Here is a 19,756-nt window from a genome sequence, read left to right as displayed (position 1 = left end):
AGCTAAGCTCGGTGCATGGCGGTCGATGAGCTCGCGGCTTCGTTGCTGTACCAGGTGACGGCCCTGGCCGGAGAGGTTGCCGGCCGGATGCACGACGGCCTGGAGCGGCTGGAGCTCACCGGGCCGACGGCGAACCTGCTGTGGATCCTCGACCCGGATGCCGAGCCGCAGCCGCTGCGCAAGCTGGCCGCCCTCATGCGGTGCGACCCCTCCAACATCAGTCTGCTCAGCGCGCAGCTGGAGGAACGCGGGCTCGCCGAGCGGCGCCCGCATCCCCGGGACGGGCGCGTCCGGACGCTGGTGCCGACCGCCGAAGGCCGGAAGGTGCGCGAGCGGCTCCTCGCCGTCGTCGCCAGGCACTCTCCCTTCGCTCACCTCGGCGAAGAGGAACAGGTGCTCCTGCAGTCCCTGCTGGCCAAGGCACTCGCCGACCGGTAGCCGAAACCAGTTGAGCAGTTCCTTGAAATTCTCATGTATCTTGGGGGCATGACCACTTCGGCGGGCGCGAGACGGGTACGGCTGACCTCCACGGGAGGTCCTGAGGTGCTCCGGGTGGAGGCCATGCCGGTGCCGGAACCAGGCCCCGGACAGGTCCTGATCACCACGGAGGCCGCGGGAGTGGCGTTCCACGACATCTCGACCCGCCGCGGTCTCACTCCCGGCACCCTCCCGGAGGTCCCGGGGTTCGATGTCGTCGGGCACGTCGCACGGGTCGGCGCGGGCGTCGCGGAATTCACCGTCGGCCAGCGCGTCGGTGCCCTGATCGGCGCCGGCGGGTACGCGACGCACGTGCTGGCGCCGGCGTCGCGGACCGCCCCACTGCCCGAGGGACCTCCCGCCGAACACCTCGACGCGCTGATGCTCAACTACCTCACGGCCTGGCAGATGTTCCACCGGATGGCCGGGCCGGTGCCCGGCGAGGCCGTGCTGGTGCTCGGCGCCGCCGGAGGAGTCGGGTCGGCGTTGTCCCAGATCGCCAGGTCGGCGGGGGTCGAGGTCTACGGCACCTCCAGCCCGGGCAGGCGCGGCCGGGTTCAGGCGGGCGGCGCCACCTGGGTCGCGGACCAGGCCGCGGTGCCCGTGCCGGTCGCGGCCGCGTTCGACCCGGTGGGCGGCCCTTCGCTGGCGCGTTCCCGGCGTGTCACGAAACCGTCGGGTGTGGTCGTGTCGTACGGATTCAGCTTCGCCGCCGGAGCCGGCTACTCGAAGGCCGGCGCCATGACGCGCACCGTCGGCGCCCTCCTGCGGGCCAAGCTCACGCCGGGTCCCCGGGTCGCGGTGCACACCGTGGCACGCGCGGTGGACAAGGATCCGGCCGGGTTCCGGGCCGACATCGCGGCACTGGTCGGGCACCTGGCAGCCGGCGCCATCGAGCCCGAGGTCGTCACCCTGCCACTGGAGCAGGCCGCGGAAGCCCACCGCCGTCTGGAGAACCGCGAGGTCGACGGAAAAGTGGTGCTGGTTCCCTGACCACCACCCGCTAGTACGAGCGTTGTACGAATTTTGGATTCGCGTGTGGCGCACTGTCGCCCATGCGAATCCGTGAAGTCCTCCTCCTCGCGCTGGCCGTGGCGGCCGGCGCGCTGGCGCTGCCCGGGACGGCGAGCGCCGCCTACAGCGACCCCCTCACCACGACGACCAAGCAGAACCTGGTCTGGCACGCGACACCCGCCGCGGCGCTGACCGCGCTGGACAACGCGCTGCCGAACGTCAGCCTCAACACCGTCGTCAACGACCCCAGCTACCCGATGACCGGCTGTACCAGCGCCGAAAAGGCCGCGCTGCCCAAGGCGCCGGCGGCCGCCAAGTCCCTGTGCTGGGACTCCGAACGCGCGGGCAGCACCACCTGGGTCCCGCAGGGCATCACGACCTCCGGCGACGCCGACAACGACGGCATGTGGGGCGCGGACAAGATCATCCTGTCCGGCTGGCACGGCACCGACGCGCTCGGCCGCTACAACGACGCCCGGATCCAGGCGATCAACTACAACGACCCCGCCTCGGCCGCGCACCGGATGATGTACCTGGCCGTGCCGAACAGCACCGGCAGCAGCTTCTCCGGCGCGCAGGCCCACATGGGCGGGATGGCCTGGTACGGCGACAAGATCTACGTGACCGCCGTCGGGAACACCTCGACCGCCATCCGGGTGTTCAGCACCAAGCACATCCTGCAGATGACCGACACGACGTCGAACGCGATCGGCAAGACCTCGTCCGGGTACGCGGCCTGGACCTACAAGTACGCGATGATGCAGATCGGCTACTACACCTACGCCGGCGGCACGTGCAGCATGTCCTCCGACACCGGGGTGCCGTGCTTCTCGTCGCTGTCGCTGGACCGCAGCACGAGCCCCGCGTCGATCGTGACGACGGAGTACTTCTCCGACCAGAGCCTCCACGGCCGCCTGTACCGCTTCCCGATGGGCGAGGACTACCTGCTGACCGGCACGGCGTCCGAGGCGTTCCGCAGCTACGTGGGCAACATGCAGGGCGTGCTGTCCAACAACGGGAAGTGGTACGTGGCCCACAGCTCGGCGACGATCAACGGCCAGCTCTGGGCCCAGACGACGGCGGCGAGCACATCCGCGACCTGCGGCTCCACGGCGGCCTGCTGGGCGATCCACCCGGAGGCGCTGACCTACGACTGGTCGACCGGGCTGGTGTGGTCGCAGTCGGAGTGGTCGACCGCGGACTGCACGGCGCAGAACCAGGTCTGCGGCCGCGCGGTGTTCGCGGTGCCGCTGACCTCGCTGGGCTAGCCGCCGAGCAGGGACGCTCCGAGCGCCGTGGTCAGGTACAGCACCCGGCGCCCGGAGCGTTCCCGTTCGACCAGGCCGTTCTCGCGCAGCACGGCCAGGTGCTGCGACACGGCGCTGGGCGTCACGCCGAGCGCCCGGGCCAGCTCGGTCGTCGTGGCGGGGGAGCGCAGGGCTTCGAGGAGCCCGGCCCGCGCCCGGCCGAGCAGCCGGACGGTGCCGTCCGGCGGCGGCCGCGTCCCCGCCGTCCAGAGGGCGCCGCGGCCGCGGGCCGGGTAGCGGACCGTCGTCTGGGTGGACGTGTGCCGCTTGACCAGGACGTACGGCGAGCCGAGCACGACGGGGATGAGGACGAGCCCGCCGGGACCGCGGTGCACCGGGCGGTCGCCGGTCAGCAGCAGCCCGCCGTCGCGCCAGCGCAGGTCGGGGTGCAGGCCGTCGAACAGCTTCGCGGCGCCGCCGGTGGCGAGCGCTCGGGCGCGGTGGGCGACGTCGGCGTCGAGGACGGCCCGGATCCGCGGCCAGTGCGGGGCGACCAGCCGGTCGTGCGCCTCGCGCAGCTCCGCGGCGATCGCCGTCAACCCGGCCGCCGGCCGCTCGGCCAGGTCGCGGACGGTTCCCCGCAGGTCCGTGCCGAACACGCGGCCGAGGCTGGCGCGGACCTGACGGGCGGTCGTCCGCCGGAGCGCCGCCAGATCGTCCACTATGGACGGACCGGCTCCGCGCGGAGCGGGAACCAGGAACTCCGGCCAGCTCGGCCGGCCGTTGACGATCAGCGGCCACGTCCAGGGCAGGTCCAGTGGTATGCGGGCGAGCTCTTCTTCCGCCCAGCGCAGCCACGGCAGCACGGTCGCCTGCCGCTCGTACCCGCCCAGCTGCCGAAGGCACGCGACCGTCTCGGAGAGCGGGGAGATCGCGACGCGGGTCGCCGCCAGCTCTGCGACGCCGAGTTCGATCGTCAGGGCCATGCGCCCGAGTATGTAGCACCGCGCTAAATCCTGTCCCGGTCCGAGCGGGCGTCGGCAGGATTTCCGGCCATGACCTTGCCGAAGGCGTTCGGGCGGCTCTGGTGGGCCACCGGCATCGACAACCTCGGCACCGGGGCGTTCACCGCGGCGGTGCCGCTGCTGACCGTCACGGTGACCCAGGACCCGAGGCTCGTCTCGCTCGTCTCGGCGGCGGCCTACCTGCCGTGGCTGCTGCTGTCCCTGCCCGCCGGGGCGCTGGCCGACCGCCACGACCGCGCCGCCCTGATGTGGCGCGCGCAGGCGGTGCAGGCCGCGCTCGTCGCGGTGACCGCGGTCCTGGCCGCCCGCGGCGCGGCCGGGGTCGGGCTTCTCGTCGTCACGGCGTTCGGGCTCGGCGCGGGGGAGGTCGTCTTCACCATGGCGGCCCAGGCGATCCTGCCGGACCTGGTCACGCCGGCGCTACTGCCGCGCGCCAACGGCCGTCAGCAAGCGGTCACCACGGTCGCCGAACAGTTCGCCGGGCCGCCGCTGGGCAGCCTGCTGTTCGGCGTCGCGGCGGCGTTGCCGTTCGCGCTCGACGCCGTTTCGTTCGCGCTTTCCGCGGTGCTGGTCGCGACGCTGCCCCGCCGAACCCACGTCGTGCGGACGCGTTCCGCGGTCCGCGAAGGTCTGTCGTGGCTCTGGCGGCACCGGCTGCTGCGCACGCTGGCGATCCTGGTGGGCGTCAACACCTTCTGCGGCCAGCTCGCCTTCGCGACACTGGTTTTGCTCGCCACCGAGGTCGTGCACCTCGACGCTCGCGGCTACGGCCTGCTGCTCGCCGGGGCGGCGCTCGGCAGCGTGCTCGGCGGCCTGGTCAACGCTCGGGTCGTGGCCCGGATCGGGGCCCGGGCGGCGCTGCTCACCGCACTGGCGGCCAACGTCGGCGCGTTCGCGGGCGTCGGCCTGAGCCGCGGTCCCGTCGTGCTCGGCGGTTTCCTCGCCGTGACGGGTTTCGTGACGACCCTGTGGAACATCGTCACCGTCGGCCTTCGCCAGCAGCTCGTGCCGCCCGAGCTGCTGGGCCGGGTCACGAGCGCGTACCGCCTGCTCGGCTGGGGCCTGATCCCGGTGGGCAGCCTGGCCGGTGGGCTGGTCGCCCACGGGCTCGGTCCGCGGGCGCCGTACCTCGTGGCGGCCGCCGCGCGCGGGATCGCTTTGCTGACGGTGCTTCCCGTGCTGGTCCGGTCGCTGCGCAGTCCGTTGTGGACCTACGGCGGTCAGCGGCGCGTGTAGATCAGGCCCAGCTGGTCGACCTCGTCACCCGCGCGGCCGTGGAAGCCCGCGATCTGCCACCCGTCCGGAGCCGTCGCCGTGGTGCAGTCCGACGTCGTGGTGCCGCCGGCCAGGACGCCGCCCCGGTTCGTCGTGATGCGGGCGGAAAAGATCCGCGTGTGCCCGTTGTAGCTGCCGCGGCACAACTCGGCCGAGACGGCGTACTCGCCGTCGGCCAGCTGGTAACTCCGCGCCGTGCCGCCGGTTCCGCCGTGGCCGACCGTCGTACCGCCGGCGAGCGTCAAGCCGATCCGGTCGACGCGGCTGCCCGCGCTCAAGGTCAGCGTCGTGGCGCGGGCGGCGGGCGGAACGCGGTCGAGGTCGGTGAACGGCGTTCCGTGCGGGCCGCCGAAGTGGTCGCTCAGCCGGAACGCGGGATCGGCCGTCCAGCCGAACCGCACGGTCACCGGATCGTGGTCCGACAGCATCGCCCCCGACGCGTCGAGGAACGCGTTGTGCTCGTTGTTGTAGTACGTCGCGTCCAGGGAGATCTGCTTGCTGCCGCGGTAGAGCACCTTGTCGACGATCTCGCAGGCGTTGGTGACCGCGGTTTCGTCGCACACCAGGGGATCGCTGCCCGCCGCGGGCGGGACGCCGCCGCGTTCGAGCCGGACCCACGCGTCGGTCAGGCCGTTGTCGGCGGCGAACGCCCGGATCGTGTCGGCGGCCCGCGTGTAGCGCGTGTTGGTGTCGCCCATGACGACGACCGCGTTGCCCGCCGAATGCGTGGCGATGTACGCCGTGAGCTGGCGCAGGTTCGCCGCGCGCGACGCGAGGTCGCCCTCGTTCGTCCCCGCGTTCGTGTGGACGTTGTACGCGTCGACGTAGACGCCCTCGGCGAGCCGCAGCCGGGTGAACGTGAACCCCTTGGGCGTCAGGCAGTCGCCGGAGTCGAACTGGCACGAGTCCCAGCGGACGCGCTCCAGCTCGTCGAACGGCACGGACGACAGGCTGTTCAGCCCGCTCCCGAACCCGGCTCCGCCACTCGTCGGCGTCCGGTACGGGTGGGTGTCGGCCGCGTAGAGGTTGGCGTGGTAGTTGAAGTCCTCCTGGACGTGCACCACGTCGTACGGGCCGAGGCGCTGCCCGATCGCGGTCGTGCTCGGCGCGCGCGGGGTGGGCGCGCTGGAGATGCCTTCGGGCAGCCCGGCGACGTTGTAGGTCAGCACGCTGAAGGTGCCGCCCGCGGCGGCGGGGAGGGAGGTGGCGGCCAGCCCGGAGGCGGCCAGCAGGGCCGTCGCGAAGGCGGTGAACACTCTGCGCAAGGCGGTGTTCCTTCCGTGGCGGGGAAGCGGGAACAGCCGGCAGGTACGTGAAGGATTCTCACGTTAGCTGGTTGTTCGCGCTCACACAACCGCCCTTCAGCCCCCGGGGTGACCGCACGCGTAGACCGGCGCCGACGCCAGCCGGACACACGCCGGGCACTGGTTCACCGGCCGGTCGCGGCGCCCGTGAAAGGGGTGCCGGGCGCCGCACAGGGCGGTGAGCACTTCGCCCGGTCGCGGGTCCGGGTGGCACCGCGGGCAGAAGGCGTGCGCGGCGCGTTCGACGTCGGTGCTCATGCTCAGCCGAGTACCCGCGGCTCCGGCTCGCCAACCCGCCGGGACCGGGGCCACACCGAGCGGCCGCCGGTGAAGCACCAGATCGCGATCACCGGGTCGCAGAAGGCGCAGCCGAACGACGAGTCGTGCGCGAACGGCAGGATCGGCTGCCCCTTGAGGTGGTGCACGACGTCCCAGCCGGTGTGCAGGAGCCAGCCGATGCCGATGAACGTCCACGAGTCGAGCCCGCGGAAGGCGACGTAGGTCATGACCGCGCAGAACAGCAGCTCCCACGGCCCGAGCGCGCCGCCGGAGAGGTAGGCCGCGCCGGCGCCGCCGACCATGACGGCGTTGAACTTCCGGCGGTGCGGCTCGGCGATGAGGGAGCTGAGCGCGACGTAGAGGAGGCCGATCAGGACCGGCGCGAGCACTGCGATCATGATCGACCACGTTAGGAACGCGCCACCCGCCGGGCCAGTGGCTGTTCTGCCAGGCTCCGCCGATTTCTCGCCAGCGCGGCGGCCTTCGGTGCGCCGGACGCGACCAAGGTCACCTTGGGGCGCGTTCGTCCCCGCGGCTGAACCCCGCCGTCCCGATTCGTCGCAGCGGACGAACGGCCCCGCCCGAAAGCCACCTAACGTCGGCCCGATGCGAACACTTTTGCGGGGTGGCCGGGTCGTGGACCCCGGGAGCGGGTTCGACGGCGCCGCCGACGTCCTGCTGAACGGTGCCCGGGTCGAAGCCGTCGGTCCGGACCTCGAGGCCCCGGATGCCACCGGAGTCGACGTCAGCGGCCTGGTCGTCGGGCCCGGGTTCGTCGATCTGCACAGCCACGTGCACTCCGTCGCCGGGCAGCGGCTGCAGGCGATGGACGGCGTCACCACCGCCCTCGACCTCGAAGCCGGGCTCATGCCCATCGACCGGGCCTACGCCGAAGCCGCGGAAGCCGGGCGGCCGCTGCACTACGGCTTCTCGGCCTCCTGGGGTGCCGCCCGGGCGCAGGTGCTCGCGAACATCGCGCCCGACGCGAGCATCGACAGCGGCCTCGCCGTCCTGGGGAACCCGCGGTGGCAACGGAGTTCGTCCACAAAGGAACTGACCGCGTGGCTCGCCCTGCTCGAAGGCGAACTGGCGCGCGGGGCCCTCGGCATCGGCATCCTGATGGGGTACGCGCCCGCCACCGAGCCCGGTGAGTTCCTGGCCGTCGCGCACCTCGCCGCGAAGGCCGGTGTGCCGACCTACACCCACGTCCGCGAGCTCGTCGAGGTCGACCCGGCGATCCCCGTCGACGGCTCCGTCGAGATCGTCGCCGCCGCGGGGGAGACCGGGGCCGCGATGCACCACTGCCACGTCAACAGCACCTCCGGCCACCACATCGACCGCGTGCTCGCCACGCTCGAAACCGCCCGGAGCGAAGGGTCGCGCGTCACCGTCGAGGCCTACCCCTACGGCGCGGGCAGCACGGCCGTCGGTGCCGCCTTCATCGAGCCGGACCGCTTGCGGCTCAAGGGGTTGAAGCCCTCCAGCGTCGTCATCCTCGAGACGGGGGAGCGGGTGCGCGACGAAGCCCGCCTGCGGCAGCTCCGGAAAGACGACCCGGGCGCGCCCTGCCTGCTCGAGTTCCTCGACGAGGCCGACCCCCGCGAACGCGGGCTGCTGCACCAGGCCCTGGCCTTCCCCGACGCCGTCGTCGCCAGTGACGCGATGCCCGTGTACTGGAAGGACGGCCGCACCGAGAGCACCGAGTGGCCGCTGCCCCCGGGCGGCACGACGCACCCGCGGACCGCGGGCACCTTCGCGAAGACCCTGCGCCTGATGGTCCGCGAAACCGGGGCGTGGAGCTGGCTCGAAGCGTTCCGCCGCTGCTCGTACCTGCCTTCGCGGCTCCTCGACGACGTCGCGCCCGCCGCGCGCCGCAAGGGCCACCTCGGGGCCGGTGCCGACGCCGACCTCGTCGTCCTCGACCCCGCCGCGATCACCGACACCGCCACCTACACCGACCCGACCCGGCCGTCGGTGGGCGTGCGGCACCTCTACGTCGCCGGGGTTCCCGTGGTCAGCGGGGGAATTCTCGACACCGGCGCGCTGCCTGGTGAGCCCCTGCGGGGTGAGCCGCGGTGATCGGCGACATCGAGACGCTCGTCCGCTGCGAGTCACCTTCCGAGGACCACGAGGCAGTCGCCCGCAGTGCCGATGCCGTCGCCGCGATCGGCCGTCGCCTGCTCGGCGCCGAACCCGAGTTCATCGTCACCGACGGCTGCACGCACCTGCGCTGGCGGTTCGGCGACGGCGAGCCGCGGGTACTGCTGCTCGGCCACCACGACACCGTGTGGCCGCTGGGATCCCTGCGCACGCACCCCTTCGAGGTCCGCGACGGGATCCTGCGCGGACCCGGCTGCTTCGACATGAAGGCCGGCGTCGTGATGGCGCTGCACGCCGCCGCCGCGCTGCCCGATCGCGACGGGCTCTCCATCCTCGTCACCGGTGACGAGGAAATCGGCTCGCCGTCGTCGCGCCCGCTCATCGAGGAAGAAGCCAAGAGCTGCGACGCGGTCTTCGTGCTCGAAGCCTCGGCCGACGGCGGCGCGCTGAAGACCCGCCGCAAAGGTGTTTCCCTGTACCGCGTCGAGGTCGACGGCCGGGCCGCGCACGCCGGGCTCGAGCCGGAGAAGGGCGTCAACGCGGGGATCGAGATCGCCCACCAGATCCTCGCGATCGCCGCGCTCGCCGACCCGGCGAAGGGCACCACGGTCGTCCCGACCGCGCTCACCGCCGGGACGACGACGAACACCGTGCCCGCCAGGGCGAGCGTCGCCGTCGACGTGCGGGTGTGGGACACGGCCGAGCAAGATCGCGTCGACCGCGCCATCAGAAGCCTTGCCCCGGTGCACGAAGACGCGCGGATCCGCATCGACGGCGGGATCAACCGCGCGCCGCTGGACGCGGGTGCGTCGGCGGAGCTGTTCGTGCTCGCGAACGAACTCGCGGCCGGGACGCTCACCGAAGCCGCGGTCGGCGGCGCTTCCGACGGCAATTTCACCGCGGGGCTGGGCATTCCGACGCTCGACGGCCTCGGCGCGGTCGGCGGCGGTGCCCACGCCGACGACGAGCACGTCGTCGTCGCCGAGCTGCCCCGCCGGACCGCGCTGCTCGCCGCGCTCACCGAAACCGTGCTGGCGCAACGGAGTTCGTCCGCGCCGACGAACGCGCGGGGCGAAACCGGTGCGGGACAACGGTGACCGGCCGCCGGTCTCCGGCGAGGATCGGAGACGTGACAGAAGTCGTGACGAACACAGCCCCGCCGCTGCGGGACGAGGCGGCCGCCACGGCGGCCGCCGCCGCCACGGCCTCGGGGGTCGAAGTCCGGACCCTGGCCGAGGTCGCCGACCTGACCGCCGTGACCCGGCTCTTCGAGTCGATCTGGCGCCCGGCGCCGGGCAACCAGCCCGTGACGTCCGAGCTGCTGCGGGCCATGGTCTCGGCGGGCAACTACGTCGCCGGCGCCTTCGACGGCCCCGAACTGCTCGGCGCCTGCTTCGGGTTCTTCGGCGGACCCGCGAAGGGGGGACTGCACAGTCACATCGCCGGCGTCGCCACCGCCGGGCACGGCCGCGGCATCGGCTTCGCGCTCAAGCTGCACCAGCGCGCGTGGGCGCTGCGCCAGGACGTCCCGGTGATCTCGTGGACGTTCGACCCGCTGGTGCGCCGCAACGCCCACTTCAACCTGACCAAGCTCGCCGCTCTCCCCGAGCAGTACCTGCCCGACTTCTACGGCCCGATGAACGACGGCATCAACGGAGCCGGCGACACCGACCGGATCATGGCCGTGTGGCATCTGGCGAGCCCGGCCGTGCGTTCGGCCGCCGACGGCTCGCCCGCCCCCTTCGACGCGGCGGCGCTGAGGGCCCAGGGTGCCGCGGTCGCGCTGACGGCGGACGCCGGCGGCGGCCCGGTCACCGGACCGGCCGACGCGCCGGTCGTGCTCGTCGCCGTGCCGCCGGACATCGAGGCGCTCCGGCGCACCGACCCCCGGCGGGCCGGGGCGTGGCGGGTGGCGCTGCGGGAGGTGCTCGGCGGCCTGCTCGCCGGCGGCGCCTCGGTCATCGGATTCGATCGGGCCGGCTGGTACGTCGTCGCGAAGGAGCATTCGTCGTGAAACTCACCGGAGTGGAACTGCTGCGCGTCCGGATGCCCCTCGTAGCACCGTTCCGGACGTCGTTCGGCACGCAGGCCGAACGCGAACTCCTGCTCCTGCGCGCGGTGACGTCCGAAGGCGAGGGCTGGGGCGAGTGCGGCGCGATGGTCGACCCGCTCTACTCGTCGGAGTACGTCGACGGCGTCGAGCACGTCCTGCGGACCTTCCTCGTCCCCGCGCTGCTCGCCGCGGACGACCTCACCGCGAACAAGGTCGCGCCGCTGCTGGCGAAGTTCAAGGGCCACCGGATGGCCAAGGCCGCGCTGGAGATGGCGGTGCTCGACGCCGAACTCCGCGCGCACGGGATGTCCTTCGCGACGGCGCTGGGGTCCACGAAGGACTCGGTGCCGTGCGGGGTGTCGGTCGGCATCATGGACACGATCCCGCGCCTGCTGGACGTCGTCGGCGGCTACCTCGACGCCGGGTACGTGCGGATCAAGCTGAAGATCGAGCCGGGCTGGGACGTCGAGCCGGTGCGCGCGGTCCGCGAGCGCTTCGGCGACGACATCCTGCTCCAGGTCGACGCGAACACCGCCTACACGCTCTCGGACGTGCCGCAGCTGCAGCGGCTCGACCCCTTCGAGCTGCTGCTGATCGAGCAGCCCCTCGAAGAGGAGGACGTCCTCGGCCACGCCGAGCTGGCGAAGCACATCCGGACGCCGATCTGCCTGGACGAGTCCGTCGTCTCCGCGCGCTCGGCCGCCGACGCGATCACGCTCGGCGCCTGCCGGATCGTCAACATCAAGCCCAGCCGCGTCGGCGGGTACCTGGAGGCGCGGCGGGTGCACGACGTCTGCGCCGCGCACGGTGTGCCGGTGTGGTGCGGCGGGATGATCGAGACCGGCCTCGGCCGGGCGGCCAACGTCGCCTTGGCGTCGCTGCCCGGGTTCACCCTGCCCGGCGACACCTCGGCGTCGGACCGGTTCTACACCAGCGACATCACCGAGCCGTTCGTGCTCGAAGGCGGCCGGCTGCCGGTGCCGTCCGGGCCCGGCCTCGGCGTCACGCCGATCCCGGAACGGCTGGCCGAGGTCACCACCGCCAAGTCCTGGCTGACGTCATGACCACAGTAGACGCGGTGGCCGCGCGGGCCCGGGAGTACGCCCTCAAGGCGGCGGTCGCCACGTCGAAGGCGCGGGTCCGGGTCGCGGTGGCGTACGCGGCGGTCCGGGCCGCGCCGTCCCGGCGGTTCCGGCCGCGCGACCCGCGGTGATTCGTCCCCCGCGATGAAAGTTCCGCCGGGTCTCGTCGGTTTCGACGAATCGCCCGCCCCGGTCCCCGTCATAGCATCCCCGCAACGCCGGTTCCCAGAGAGGCAACCATGTCGAAACTCACCGAACTCGCCGCCTGGCTCGAAAGCCGGCTCCCCGCCGTCCTGGCCGAGCACGACGTGCCCGGCGCGGCCGTGGCCGTGTACGCCGGCGGGGAGATCATCGACCACGCGGCCGGGGTGCTCAACAAGGGCACCGGTGTCGAGGCCGACACCGACTCGCTGTTCCAGATCGGGTCGATCACCAAGATCTGGACGACCACGCTGGCCCTGCAGCTCGCCGACGAGGGCCTGCTCGACCTGGACCAGCCGGTGCGGAAGTACCTGCCCGAGTTCACGATCGCCGACGAAGACGCCGCCACGCGGATCACTGTCAGGCAGCTGATGTGCCACACCGCCGGCTTCGAGGGCGACATTTTCACCGACACCGGGCGCGGCGACGACTGCGTCGAGAAGTACGTCGCCACCCTCGGCGACGTCCCGCAGCTGTTCGCGCCCGGCGAGATGTTCTCCTACAACAACGCCGCCTTCTGCGTGCTCGGCCGGGTCGTGGAGGTGCTGCGCGGCAAGTCCTACAACGACTGCCTGGCCGACCACCTGTTCGTCCCCTTGGGACTGACGCACGCCGCGGCCAGCCCGTACGAGGCGATCCGCTTCCGCGCCGCGCTCGGCCACCTCACGCCCGAGCCGGGCGCCGACCCGCAGCCCGCCGGCGTCTGGGCGCTGGCCGCGTCCAACGCCCCGGCCGGCTCGATGCTCGCCATGCGCCCGCGCGACCTGGTGACGTTCGCCGGCATGCACCTGCGCGACGGCGAAGGCCCGGACGGCACCCGCGTGCTCGGCGCGGAAAGCGCCCGCGCCATGCGGGAACGCGTCGTGGAGCTGCCCGACCTCGGCCTGATGGGGGAGGCGTGGGGCCTCGGCTGGTCGCTGTCCGAAGGCGGCGAGGTCGTCGGCCACGACGGCGGCACGATCGGCCAGTCGGCCTTTCTGCGGCTCGTGCCCGGGCACGACGTCGCCGTGGCGCTGCTGACCAACGGCGGCAACCCGCTCGCCGTCTACACCGAGGTCGTCGGCCACCTCCTCAAGGAGCTGACCGGCATCGAACTCAAGGTGCCGCCGGTGCCCGACCCGGCCGCGCCGCGGATCGACGCCACCCGGTACGTCGGCGAGTACTCCTCGTCCGTCGCGGACATCACGGTCAGCCAGGACGAAGACGGCCGCATCTGGGTCGAGCGCGTCCCGAAGGGGATCTTCGCCGAGCTGGCCAAGCCGGAGAAGACCGAGCTGGTCGCGATGAACGGCGACACGCTGATCCTGCGCGAGCCGATGCAGGGGATGTACCTGCCGCACGCGTTCGTCGGCGACGACGGCACCGGCCGCGCGCTCTACCTGCACACCGGCCGCGCCGACCGGCGGGTGAGCGCGTGAGCGAAGTCGAACAACGGATCTCGGACGCCTTCCTGGCGGCCGGCGCGCGGGGTTTCCTGCACGCGCGGGAGATCGGCGGCGGGGGCGAAGTGGCCGTCGGCGCGGACGACCCGGTGGTGCTCGCGTCGGTGTTCAAGATCCCGGTCGCCGTCGCCTACGCCCGCGAGGTCGTCGCGGGCCGGCTCGACGAGACCGAGCGGACCCGCGTCGGGAAGCGGTACCGCATCGGCGGGATCGGCACCGCGGGCTGCGCGGACGACGTCGAAATGACGTGGCGCGACCTCGCGCTGTTCATGCTGACCATGAGCGACAACGCGGCGACCGACGTCATCTTCCACCGGGTCGGCCAGGAGGCCGTCGACCGCGTCCTCGCCGACCTGGGCCTGCACCGCACCCGGCTGATCGGCTGCTGCGAAGACCTCTTCGCGTCGGTACTGGCCGACCTGGGCGCGGCCGGGGACGCCGATCTCGACGCCGTGTTCGCCGGGGCGACCCCCGAGCAGACGTGGAAGCTCGCGGTGCTCGATCCGGAGCGGACCACGGCGTCGACCCCCCGCGAAATCACCACGCTGCTCGAAGCGATCTGGACCGACCGCGCCGGCGAACCAGCCGCATGCGAGCGGGTGCGCACGATCATGGCGCAGCAGATCTGGCCGCACCGGATCTCCTCCGGTTTCGGCTCCGACGTACGGATCGCGGCCAAGACCGGGACGCTCCCGGCGGTCCGCAACGAAGCCGGCGTCCTGTCCTACCCCGACGGCCGCCGGTTCGCCGTCGCCGTCTTCACCCGCGCGGACTCCCTCGCCGAGCGCCAGCCCGCCGTCGACGCCGCGATCGGCAAGGCCGCCCGCCTCGCCGTGGACCACCTCCGGAAGGAAACACCATGACCAGGATTCGGACGGCGGGGGTCGTGCTCGGGGTGCTCGCGCTCACCGCGACCGCCTGCGGGGGATCGGGCAGCGCCGGCAGCGCGGACGGCACGCCGGTCGACGGCAAGACGTTCAGCCTCGGCGTCGGCTCCGACCCCGGCAGCCTCGACCCGCACATGACCGTGCTCTCGGTGGCCATCCAGGTCGACCGGTTCCTCTACGACACGCTGCTGAACATCGACGACGCCGGCAAGCCGATCGCCGGGCTGGCCGCGAAGTGGGAGGCGTCGACGACGACCGCGTCCTTCACGCTCCGCCAGGGCCTCACGTGCGCCGACGGCAGCCCGCTGACCGCCGCCGACGTCGCGGCCAACATCAACTTCATCGGCGACCCGGCGAACAAGTCGCCCATCGCGGGGCTGTACATCGCCCCGGGCACCAAGGCGACCGCGGACGCGGCCGGCACGATCAACGTCACCAGCGGGAAGCCGGACGCCTTCCTGGCCCGCAACGTCGGCGGGGTGCCGATCGCCTGCGCCAAGGGGCTCGCGGACCGCAAGCTGCTCGCCAAGGGCGAGGCCGGCACCGGGATGTTCACCGTCACCGAGTCCGTGCCCAACGACCACTACACGTTCACCCGCCGCAAGGACTACGTCTGGGGCCCCGGCGACTGGAAGGCCGAACCCGGCCTGCCGGACAAGGTCGTCGTGCGGGTCGTCCCGAACACCACGACCGCCACGAACCTGCTGCTGTCCGGCGAGCTGAACGCGGCCCAGATCAACGGGCCGGACCGGCAGCGGCTGGAGGGGCGCAAGCTCTTCCACACCGACTTCACCGCGCCGATGGGCGAGCTGTTCTACAACCAGGCAGCCGGGCGGCCCGGGCAGGACGAAGCCGTCCGGCGGGCGCTGACCCAGGCGCTCGACCTGGCCCAGCTCGGCAAGGTGCTGACCAACGGCGCCGGCAAGCCGTCGAAAGGCATGATCACGAACGAGCCCGAGGTGTGCCCCGGCGACACCGTCACCGGCAACCTGCCGGCCCACGACCCGGCCGCGGCGGCGTCCGCTCTGGACGCGGCGGGCTGGCAGAAGGGCGCGGACGGCGTGCGGGCCAAGGGCGGCAAGAAGCTGGCGCTCACCGTCCTCTACGGCACCCAGCTCGGCCCGACGATGGCGCCGACCGCGGAGCTGGTCCAGCAGCAGTGGAAGTCCCTCGGTGCCGAGGTGACGCTCAAGGCGGTCGACAGCCCCGGCCTCAGCCAGGTCCTGTTCGGCACCGGCGAGTGGGAGGTCTCCCTCGGCCCGGTCGGCTTCTCGCTGCCGAGCCAGCTGGTGCCGTTCGTCTCCGGCCCGGCCGCGCCCGACGGGACGAACTTCGCCCACGTCGCCAACCCGGCGTACGACCAGGCGGTGCAGCAGGCGGCGGCGAAGCCCGGCGACGCCAGCTGCGCGGACTGGAACGCGGCGGAGACCGCGCTCATCAAGCGGGTGGACGCGGTGCCGTACTTCGACTCCGTCGTCCCGTTCTACGCCAGCGGCGCGAAGTTCGCCCTCAGCCAGGGCAGCCTGACGCCGACCTCGATCCGGATGTACGCGAAATGACCACGGCGGCGGCGCCCGCCGGCCTGCGGGGCTCCCCGTGGCCGGCGTTCGCCGCGCGGCGGCTGGCCCGGTTCGCCGTCTCGGTGTGGGCTTTGCTCACCGCGGCGTTCCTGATGATCCACCTGGTCCCCGGCGACCCGGTGCGCGCCTCGCTCGGCATGACCGCGCCCGCCGAGCTGGTGGCGGCGAAGCGGGCCGAGCTCGGGCTCGACGACCCGCTGTGGGTGCAGTACGGGCACTACGTGCGCAACCTGCTGTCCGGGGACTTGGGCACGTCGATGGCCAGCGGGCAGCCGGTCTCGCAGGTGATCGGCGACCGGTTGCCCTCGACCCTGCAGCTGGCCGTGCTGGCCTTCGCCGTCGTGGTCGTCGTCGCGGTCCCGGTCGGCGTCTGCTTCGCGGTGCTCACGCGCGGCGGCCGCCGCCGGGGCGCGGAGCTGGGCTTCACGTCGGTGAGCGTGTTCCTCGCCGCCATCCCGGAGTTCCTGATCGCGGTCGGGCTGGTGGCGCTGCTCGCCGTCGGCCTGGGCTGGTTCCCGGTGGCCGGCAGCGACGACGTGAGCTCCTACGTCCTGCCCGTGGCGGCGCTGGCCGTCGGGCCGGCGGCGGTGCTGTCCCGGATGATCCGGGTGGAGCTGCTTTCGGTGCTGGGCGCCGACTTCGTCCGCACGGCGCGGGCGAAACGGCTGCCCGCGCGGCTGGTGTACGTCCGGCACGCCCTGCCGAACGCGCTGACCGCGACGCTCACGCTCGGCGGGCTGATGCTGACCGGGATGGTGGCGGGCACCGTGCTCGTGGAGAACGTGTTCGCCTGGCCCGGCCTCGGTTCGACGATCGTGCAGTCGATCCTGCAGAAGGACTACCCGCTGGTGCAGGGGATCGTGCTCGTCTACGGCGTCGGCGTGCTGCTGGTGAACCTGCTGGTCGACGTCGTGCTCGGGGTACTGGACCCGCGCTCGGCCATTCGGGAGGCGTGAGATGGCGCGACGCGGATCGGCCTGGGCGGCGGCGGTGCGCACGCCGGTGGGCGCGTGCTCGGCGGTGCTGCTGGCGGGGGTCGTCGTGCTGGCGGTGCTGGCCCCGCTGCTGTGGGGCGGTGCCGCCGCGGCCATCGACACCGACGCGATCGGGCAAGGACCGTCCGGGGCGCACTGGTTCGGCACCGACGCCCTCGGCCGCGACCTCTTCTTCCGCACCCTGGTGGCGACGCGGCTCTCGGTCGGGCTCGCTGTGCTGGCCACCGCGATCGGCGTCGGCGTCGGGGTCGTCCTCGGGACGCTGCCCTCGGTGCTGCCGCGCTGGGCGGGCCGCTTGCTCACCGCGGTCGTCAACATCGCGGTGGCGTTCCCCGGCCTGCTGCTGGCGCTGTTCTTCGCGGTGATCTTCGGCGTCGGCACGCAGGGCGCGGTGCTGGCCATCGCGTTCGCGGTGGCGCCGGCGTTCGCGCGGCTGGTGCAGACGCTGTCGGCGTCCGTCGGCGGCCGCGACTTCGTCGCCGCGGCCAGGGTTTCCGGCGTCGGCCGGATCCGGCTGCTGGCCCGGCACGTGCTGCCCAACATCGCCGAACCCCTGGTCGTGAACGCGACCATCGGCGCGGGCTCGGCGTTGCTCGCCTTCGCCGGGCTGTCGTTCCTCGGGATCGGCGTGCAGGCCCCGGACTACGACTGGGGCCGGCTGCTGCGTGAAGGCCTGGACGGCATCTACGTCAACCCGGTGGCCGCGCTCGCGCCCTGCGGAGCCGTGGTCCTGGCCGGGCTCGCGTTCAACCTGGTCGGCGAAACGGTCGCCGGCGTGGTCGGGGTCCGGACCCGCACGTCGCGCCGCGCCGCGGGACCTCTGCCCGCCGGGCTCCCGGCGATGGCGGCCGAACCCGCCGCCGACGCGGTGCTGGTCGTCGAAAACCTCCGGGTCGCGTTCCCGGGCCCGGGCGGGTGGACCGTGCCGGTGCGCGGGGTGAGCTTCAGCGTCCGCCCGGGCGAGGCGGTCGGCGTCGTCGGCGAGTCCGGCTCGGGCAAGAGCCTGACCGCGCTGGCGGTGTCGCGCCTGATCGAGGCACCCGGGGTGGTCACCGCGGACCGGCTGGAGTTCGACGGCAAGCCCGTGGAGAAGGCACCCGACCGGGAGCTCGGCACGGCGCTCGCGATGGTGTTCCAGGACCCGATGACGTCGTTCAACCCGGCCCGCCGGGTGGGGCGGCAGCTCGCCGAGGTGTCCGAGCAGCACCACGGCCTGTCGCGGCGGGCCGCGTTCGCCCGCGCCGTCGACCGGCTGGCCGCGGTGCGCGTCCCGGCCGCGGCCCGGCGCGCCCGCCAGTACCCGCACGAGTTCTCCGGCGGCATGCGGCAGCGGGCGATGATCGGGATGGGCCTGATGGGGCAGCCGAAGCTCGTCATCGCCGACGAGCCGACGACCGCGCTCGACGTCACCGTCCAGCGCCAGGTCCTGCGCCTGCTCGCCCGCACCCGCGAAGCCGAAGGCGCGGCGATCCTGCTGATCAGCCACGACATCGCCGTCGTTTCCCAGACGTGCGAACGGATGCTGGTGATGTACGCCGGCCGCGTGGTCGAGGACCTGCCGACCGGGAGCCCGGCCCAGCACCCGTACACGCGGGCGCTGCTGGCCACGACGGTGGAGCTCGACACCGACCGCGACGAGCCCCTGGAAGTGATCCCCGGCCGCCCGCCGGAGCCGGACCAGGTGCCGGCGGGCTGCGCGTTCGCCCCCCGGTGCCCGCTGGCCTCGGACCGGTGCCGGACCGAGGACCCGGCGCTGGAACCGGCCGCGGGGGACCACCGGGTCGCCTGCTGGCACCCGCAGGTCGGTGTCCTTTCCGGACAGTCGCACGAGGAAGGCGCGGCATGAGTTCTCTCGAGTTCGCAGGAGTGAGCGTCCGGTACGGCAGGCTGACCGCCGTCGACGGCGTGACCCTGACCGTCCCTTCCGGACAGGTCGTCGGCCTGGTCGGCGAGTCCGGGTCGGGCAAGTCCACGCTCGCCAAGGCCGCCGTCGGGCTCGCGCCGGTGAGCGCGGGCCGGGTGCTGCTCGACGGCGTCGACGTGCGGCGGCTGCCGCGGCGCCGCCCGCTGCAGATGGTGTTCCAGGACCCGTACTCGTCGCTGGACCCGCGGATGGCGATCGGCGAGTCGATCACCGAGGCCATGCCCCGCGGCACGGCCCGCGGGGCGCGCCGCGCCGAGGTGGCCCGGCTGCTCGAACTGGTCCACCTCGACCCGGACCGGGCCGCGATGCTGCCGGGTCAGCTGTCGGGCGGGCAACGCCAGCGCGTCGCGCTCGCCAGGGCGCTGGCGGGGCAGCCGAAGGTGCTGATCGCCGACGAGATCACCTCTGCGCTCGACGTCTCGGTGCAGGGCGCGGTGCTCAACCTGGTCCGCGACGTCCAGCGGCGGCTGGCGCTGTCGATGCTGTTCATCTCCCACAACCTCGCCGTGGTGCGGTACGTCAGCGACGTCGTCGCCGTCATGTACCTCGGGCGGATCGTCGAGGCCGGGCCGGCCGAGCAGGTGCTCACCGACCCCCAGCACCCGTACACCCGGGATCTGCTCGCCTCGGCGCCGTCCACGCACCGCAACCTGCTCGCCGACACCGACGACCCGCTCGCCGACACCGAACCCGCCGACCCGCACCACCCGCCGTCCGGGTGCCGCTACCACCCGCGCTGCCCGATCGGCCCGCTCGTGCACACCGAGCGCACGCTGTGCGCCGAAGCCGACCCGGCCGACGACGCCGCCCACCGGCCGCACCGCGCGGCCTGCCACTTCGCCGCGTGAACCCGTTTCCCACAAGGAGATCC

General features: G+C 73.1%; 19 protein-coding genes. 15 read left to right on the top strand and 4 right to left on the bottom strand.

Going from position 1 to position 19,756, the window contains the following annotated elements; translation table 11 throughout:
- Positions 1 to 15: 15 nt before the first annotated feature.
- From ACWEVP_RS00580 to ACWEVP_RS00570, 3 genes are all read left to right on the top strand, one after another.
- The gene (locus tag ACWEVP_RS00580; protein ID WP_452060488.1) at positions 16 to 438 is read left to right on the top strand and encodes a MarR family winged helix-turn-helix transcriptional regulator; all 423 of its coding nucleotides are present in this window, start codon (positions 16 to 18) and stop codon (positions 436 to 438) included.
- 48 nt (positions 439 to 486) lie between these two features.
- Entirely contained in the window at positions 487 to 1,470 is a 984-nt protein-coding gene (locus tag ACWEVP_RS00575) for an alcohol dehydrogenase catalytic domain-containing protein (RefSeq protein ID WP_452060487.1), read from the top strand.
- A gap of 62 nt (positions 1,471 to 1,532) precedes the next feature.
- Positions 1,533 to 2,759, top strand: coding sequence for a hypothetical protein (locus tag ACWEVP_RS00570; RefSeq protein ID WP_452060486.1), 1,227 nt, complete (start codon positions 1,533 to 1,535; stop codon positions 2,757 to 2,759).
- On the opposite strand, the gene ACWEVP_RS00565 is transcribed toward ACWEVP_RS00570, so the two are convergent.
- Complete coding sequence (locus tag ACWEVP_RS00565; protein ID WP_452060485.1) at positions 2,756 to 3,724, bottom strand: DUF5937 family protein; 969 nt, start codon at positions 3,722 to 3,724, stop codon at positions 2,756 to 2,758. The genes ACWEVP_RS00570 and ACWEVP_RS00565 overlap by 4 nt on opposite strands.
- Before the next feature lie 69 nt (positions 3,725 to 3,793).
- Between ACWEVP_RS00565 and ACWEVP_RS00560 the strand changes: the two genes are divergently transcribed.
- Positions 3,794 to 4,999 carry an MFS transporter gene (locus ACWEVP_RS00560; protein WP_452060484.1) on the top strand — a complete coding sequence of 402 codons (1,206 nt, stop codon included), beginning with the start codon at positions 3,794 to 3,796 and terminating at the stop codon, positions 4,997 to 4,999.
- Here the strand turns inward: ACWEVP_RS00560 and ACWEVP_RS00555 are convergent.
- The 3 genes from ACWEVP_RS00555 to ACWEVP_RS00545 form a co-directional block, all read right to left on the bottom strand.
- Complete coding sequence (locus tag ACWEVP_RS00555; RefSeq protein WP_452061302.1) at positions 4,984 to 6,294, bottom strand: jacalin-like lectin; 1,311 nt, start codon at positions 6,292 to 6,294, stop codon at positions 4,984 to 4,986. The two genes, ACWEVP_RS00560 and ACWEVP_RS00555, sit on opposite strands and share 16 nt — an antisense overlap.
- 105 nt (positions 6,295 to 6,399) lie before the next feature.
- Positions 6,400 to 6,600, bottom strand: a complete 201-nt coding sequence (locus tag ACWEVP_RS00550; RefSeq protein WP_452060483.1) for a hypothetical protein — start codon at positions 6,598 to 6,600, stop codon at positions 6,400 to 6,402.
- A gap of 2 nt (positions 6,601 to 6,602) precedes the next feature.
- A complete protein-coding gene (locus ACWEVP_RS00545; RefSeq protein WP_452060482.1) occupies positions 6,603 to 7,019 on the bottom strand; it encodes a DUF6010 family protein in 417 nt (138 codons plus the stop codon).
- Positions 7,020 to 7,227: 208 nt separating this feature from the next.
- On the opposite strand from ACWEVP_RS00545, the gene ACWEVP_RS00540 reads away from it, so the two are divergent.
- From ACWEVP_RS00540 to ACWEVP_RS00490, 11 genes are all read left to right on the top strand, one after another.
- On the top strand, positions 7,228 to 8,700 hold the full coding sequence (locus ACWEVP_RS00540; protein ID WP_452060481.1) for an amidohydrolase family protein: 1,473 nt from the start codon (positions 7,228 to 7,230) through the stop codon (positions 8,698 to 8,700).
- Positions 8,697 to 9,818 carry a M20 family metallopeptidase gene (locus ACWEVP_RS00535; protein ID WP_452060480.1) on the top strand — a complete coding sequence of 374 codons (1,122 nt, stop codon included), beginning with the start codon at positions 8,697 to 8,699 and terminating at the stop codon, positions 9,816 to 9,818. Before ACWEVP_RS00540 ends, ACWEVP_RS00535 begins: the two co-directional genes overlap by 4 nt.
- Positions 9,819 to 9,850: 32 nt before the next feature.
- On the top strand, positions 9,851 to 10,735 hold the full coding sequence (locus tag ACWEVP_RS00530; RefSeq protein WP_452060479.1) for a GNAT family N-acetyltransferase: 885 nt from the start codon (positions 9,851 to 9,853) through the stop codon (positions 10,733 to 10,735).
- Positions 10,732 to 11,838 carry an o-succinylbenzoate synthase gene (gene menC, locus ACWEVP_RS00525; RefSeq protein WP_452060478.1) on the top strand — a complete coding sequence of 369 codons (1,107 nt, stop codon included), beginning with the start codon at positions 10,732 to 10,734 and terminating at the stop codon, positions 11,836 to 11,838. Before ACWEVP_RS00530 ends, menC begins: the two co-directional genes overlap by 4 nt.
- Positions 11,835 to 11,987 carry a hypothetical protein gene (locus ACWEVP_RS00520; protein ID WP_452060477.1) on the top strand — a complete coding sequence of 51 codons (153 nt, stop codon included), beginning with the start codon at positions 11,835 to 11,837 and terminating at the stop codon, positions 11,985 to 11,987. The genes menC and ACWEVP_RS00520 overlap by 4 nt, the downstream gene beginning before the upstream one ends.
- Positions 11,988 to 12,095: 108 nt before the next feature.
- On the top strand, positions 12,096 to 13,475 hold the full coding sequence (locus ACWEVP_RS00515) for a serine hydrolase domain-containing protein (protein WP_452060476.1): 1,380 nt from the start codon (positions 12,096 to 12,098) through the stop codon (positions 13,473 to 13,475).
- The gene (locus ACWEVP_RS00510) at positions 13,472 to 14,362 is read left to right on the top strand and encodes a serine hydrolase (RefSeq protein ID WP_452060475.1); all 891 of its coding nucleotides are present in this window, start codon (positions 13,472 to 13,474) and stop codon (positions 14,360 to 14,362) included. Before ACWEVP_RS00515 ends, ACWEVP_RS00510 begins: the two co-directional genes overlap by 4 nt.
- Positions 14,359 to 15,945: an ABC transporter substrate-binding protein gene (locus ACWEVP_RS00505; protein WP_452060474.1), complete on the top strand. Its 1,587-nt coding sequence runs from the start codon at positions 14,359 to 14,361 to the stop codon at positions 15,943 to 15,945. Before ACWEVP_RS00510 ends, ACWEVP_RS00505 begins: the two co-directional genes overlap by 4 nt.
- Positions 15,942 to 16,922: an ABC transporter permease gene (locus ACWEVP_RS00500; protein WP_452060473.1), complete on the top strand. Its 981-nt coding sequence runs from the start codon at positions 15,942 to 15,944 to the stop codon at positions 16,920 to 16,922. Before ACWEVP_RS00505 ends, ACWEVP_RS00500 begins: the two co-directional genes overlap by 4 nt.
- Before the next feature lies 1 nt (position 16,923).
- The gene (locus tag ACWEVP_RS00495; protein ID WP_452060472.1) at positions 16,924 to 18,807 is read left to right on the top strand and encodes a dipeptide/oligopeptide/nickel ABC transporter permease/ATP-binding protein; all 1,884 of its coding nucleotides are present in this window, start codon (positions 16,924 to 16,926) and stop codon (positions 18,805 to 18,807) included.
- On the top strand, positions 18,804 to 19,733 hold the full coding sequence (locus ACWEVP_RS00490; RefSeq protein ID WP_452060471.1) for an ABC transporter ATP-binding protein: 930 nt from the start codon (positions 18,804 to 18,806) through the stop codon (positions 19,731 to 19,733). Before ACWEVP_RS00495 ends, ACWEVP_RS00490 begins: the two co-directional genes overlap by 4 nt.
- The last annotated feature ends 23 nt before the right edge of the window (positions 19,734 to 19,756 follow it).

The organism is Amycolatopsis sp. NPDC003865 (genome assembly GCF_053605345.1).
This window is presented reverse-complemented; position numbering and strand designations above follow the sequence as displayed.

What these genes read in the sequence shown, in the direction of transcription:
- ACWEVP_RS00575 (WP_452060487.1), top strand. Translation starts at nt 487, where the DNA reads ATGACCACTTCGGCGGGCGCGAGACGGGTACGGCTGACCTCCACGGGA.
- ACWEVP_RS00520 (WP_452060477.1), top strand. Translation starts at nt 11,835, where the DNA reads ATGACCACAGTAGACGCGGTGGCCGCGCGGGCCCGGGAGTACGCCCTC.
- ACWEVP_RS00500 (WP_452060473.1), top strand. Translation starts at nt 15,942, where the DNA reads ATGACCACGGCGGCGGCGCCCGCCGGCCTGCGGGGCTCCCCGTGGCCG.
- ACWEVP_RS00540 (WP_452060481.1), top strand. Translation starts at nt 7,228, where the DNA reads ATGCGAACACTTTTGCGGGGTGGCCGGGTCGTGGACCCCGGGAGCGGG.
- ACWEVP_RS00495 (WP_452060472.1), top strand. Translation starts at nt 16,924, where the DNA reads ATGGCGCGACGCGGATCGGCCTGGGCGGCGGCGGTGCGCACGCCGGTG.
- ACWEVP_RS00490 (WP_452060471.1), top strand. Translation starts at nt 18,804, where the DNA reads ATGAGTTCTCTCGAGTTCGCAGGAGTGAGCGTCCGGTACGGCAGGCTG.
- ACWEVP_RS00505 (WP_452060474.1), top strand. Translation starts at nt 14,359, where the DNA reads ATGACCAGGATTCGGACGGCGGGGGTCGTGCTCGGGGTGCTCGCGCTC.
- ACWEVP_RS00545 (WP_452060482.1), bottom strand. Translation starts at nt 7,019, where the DNA reads ATGATCGCAGTGCTCGCGCCGGTCCTGATCGGCCTCCTCTACGTCGCG.
- ACWEVP_RS00515 (WP_452060476.1), top strand. Translation starts at nt 12,096, where the DNA reads ATGTCGAAACTCACCGAACTCGCCGCCTGGCTCGAAAGCCGGCTCCCC.
- ACWEVP_RS00565 (WP_452060485.1), bottom strand. Translation starts at nt 3,724, where the DNA reads ATGGCCCTGACGATCGAACTCGGCGTCGCAGAGCTGGCGGCGACCCGC.
- ACWEVP_RS00550 (WP_452060483.1), bottom strand. Translation starts at nt 6,600, where the DNA reads ATGAGCACCGACGTCGAACGCGCCGCGCACGCCTTCTGCCCGCGGTGC.
- ACWEVP_RS00570 (WP_452060486.1), top strand. Translation starts at nt 1,533, where the DNA reads ATGCGAATCCGTGAAGTCCTCCTCCTCGCGCTGGCCGTGGCGGCCGGC.
- ACWEVP_RS00560 (WP_452060484.1), top strand. Translation starts at nt 3,794, where the DNA reads ATGACCTTGCCGAAGGCGTTCGGGCGGCTCTGGTGGGCCACCGGCATC.
- ACWEVP_RS00580 (WP_452060488.1), top strand. Translation starts at nt 16, where the DNA reads ATGGCGGTCGATGAGCTCGCGGCTTCGTTGCTGTACCAGGTGACGGCC.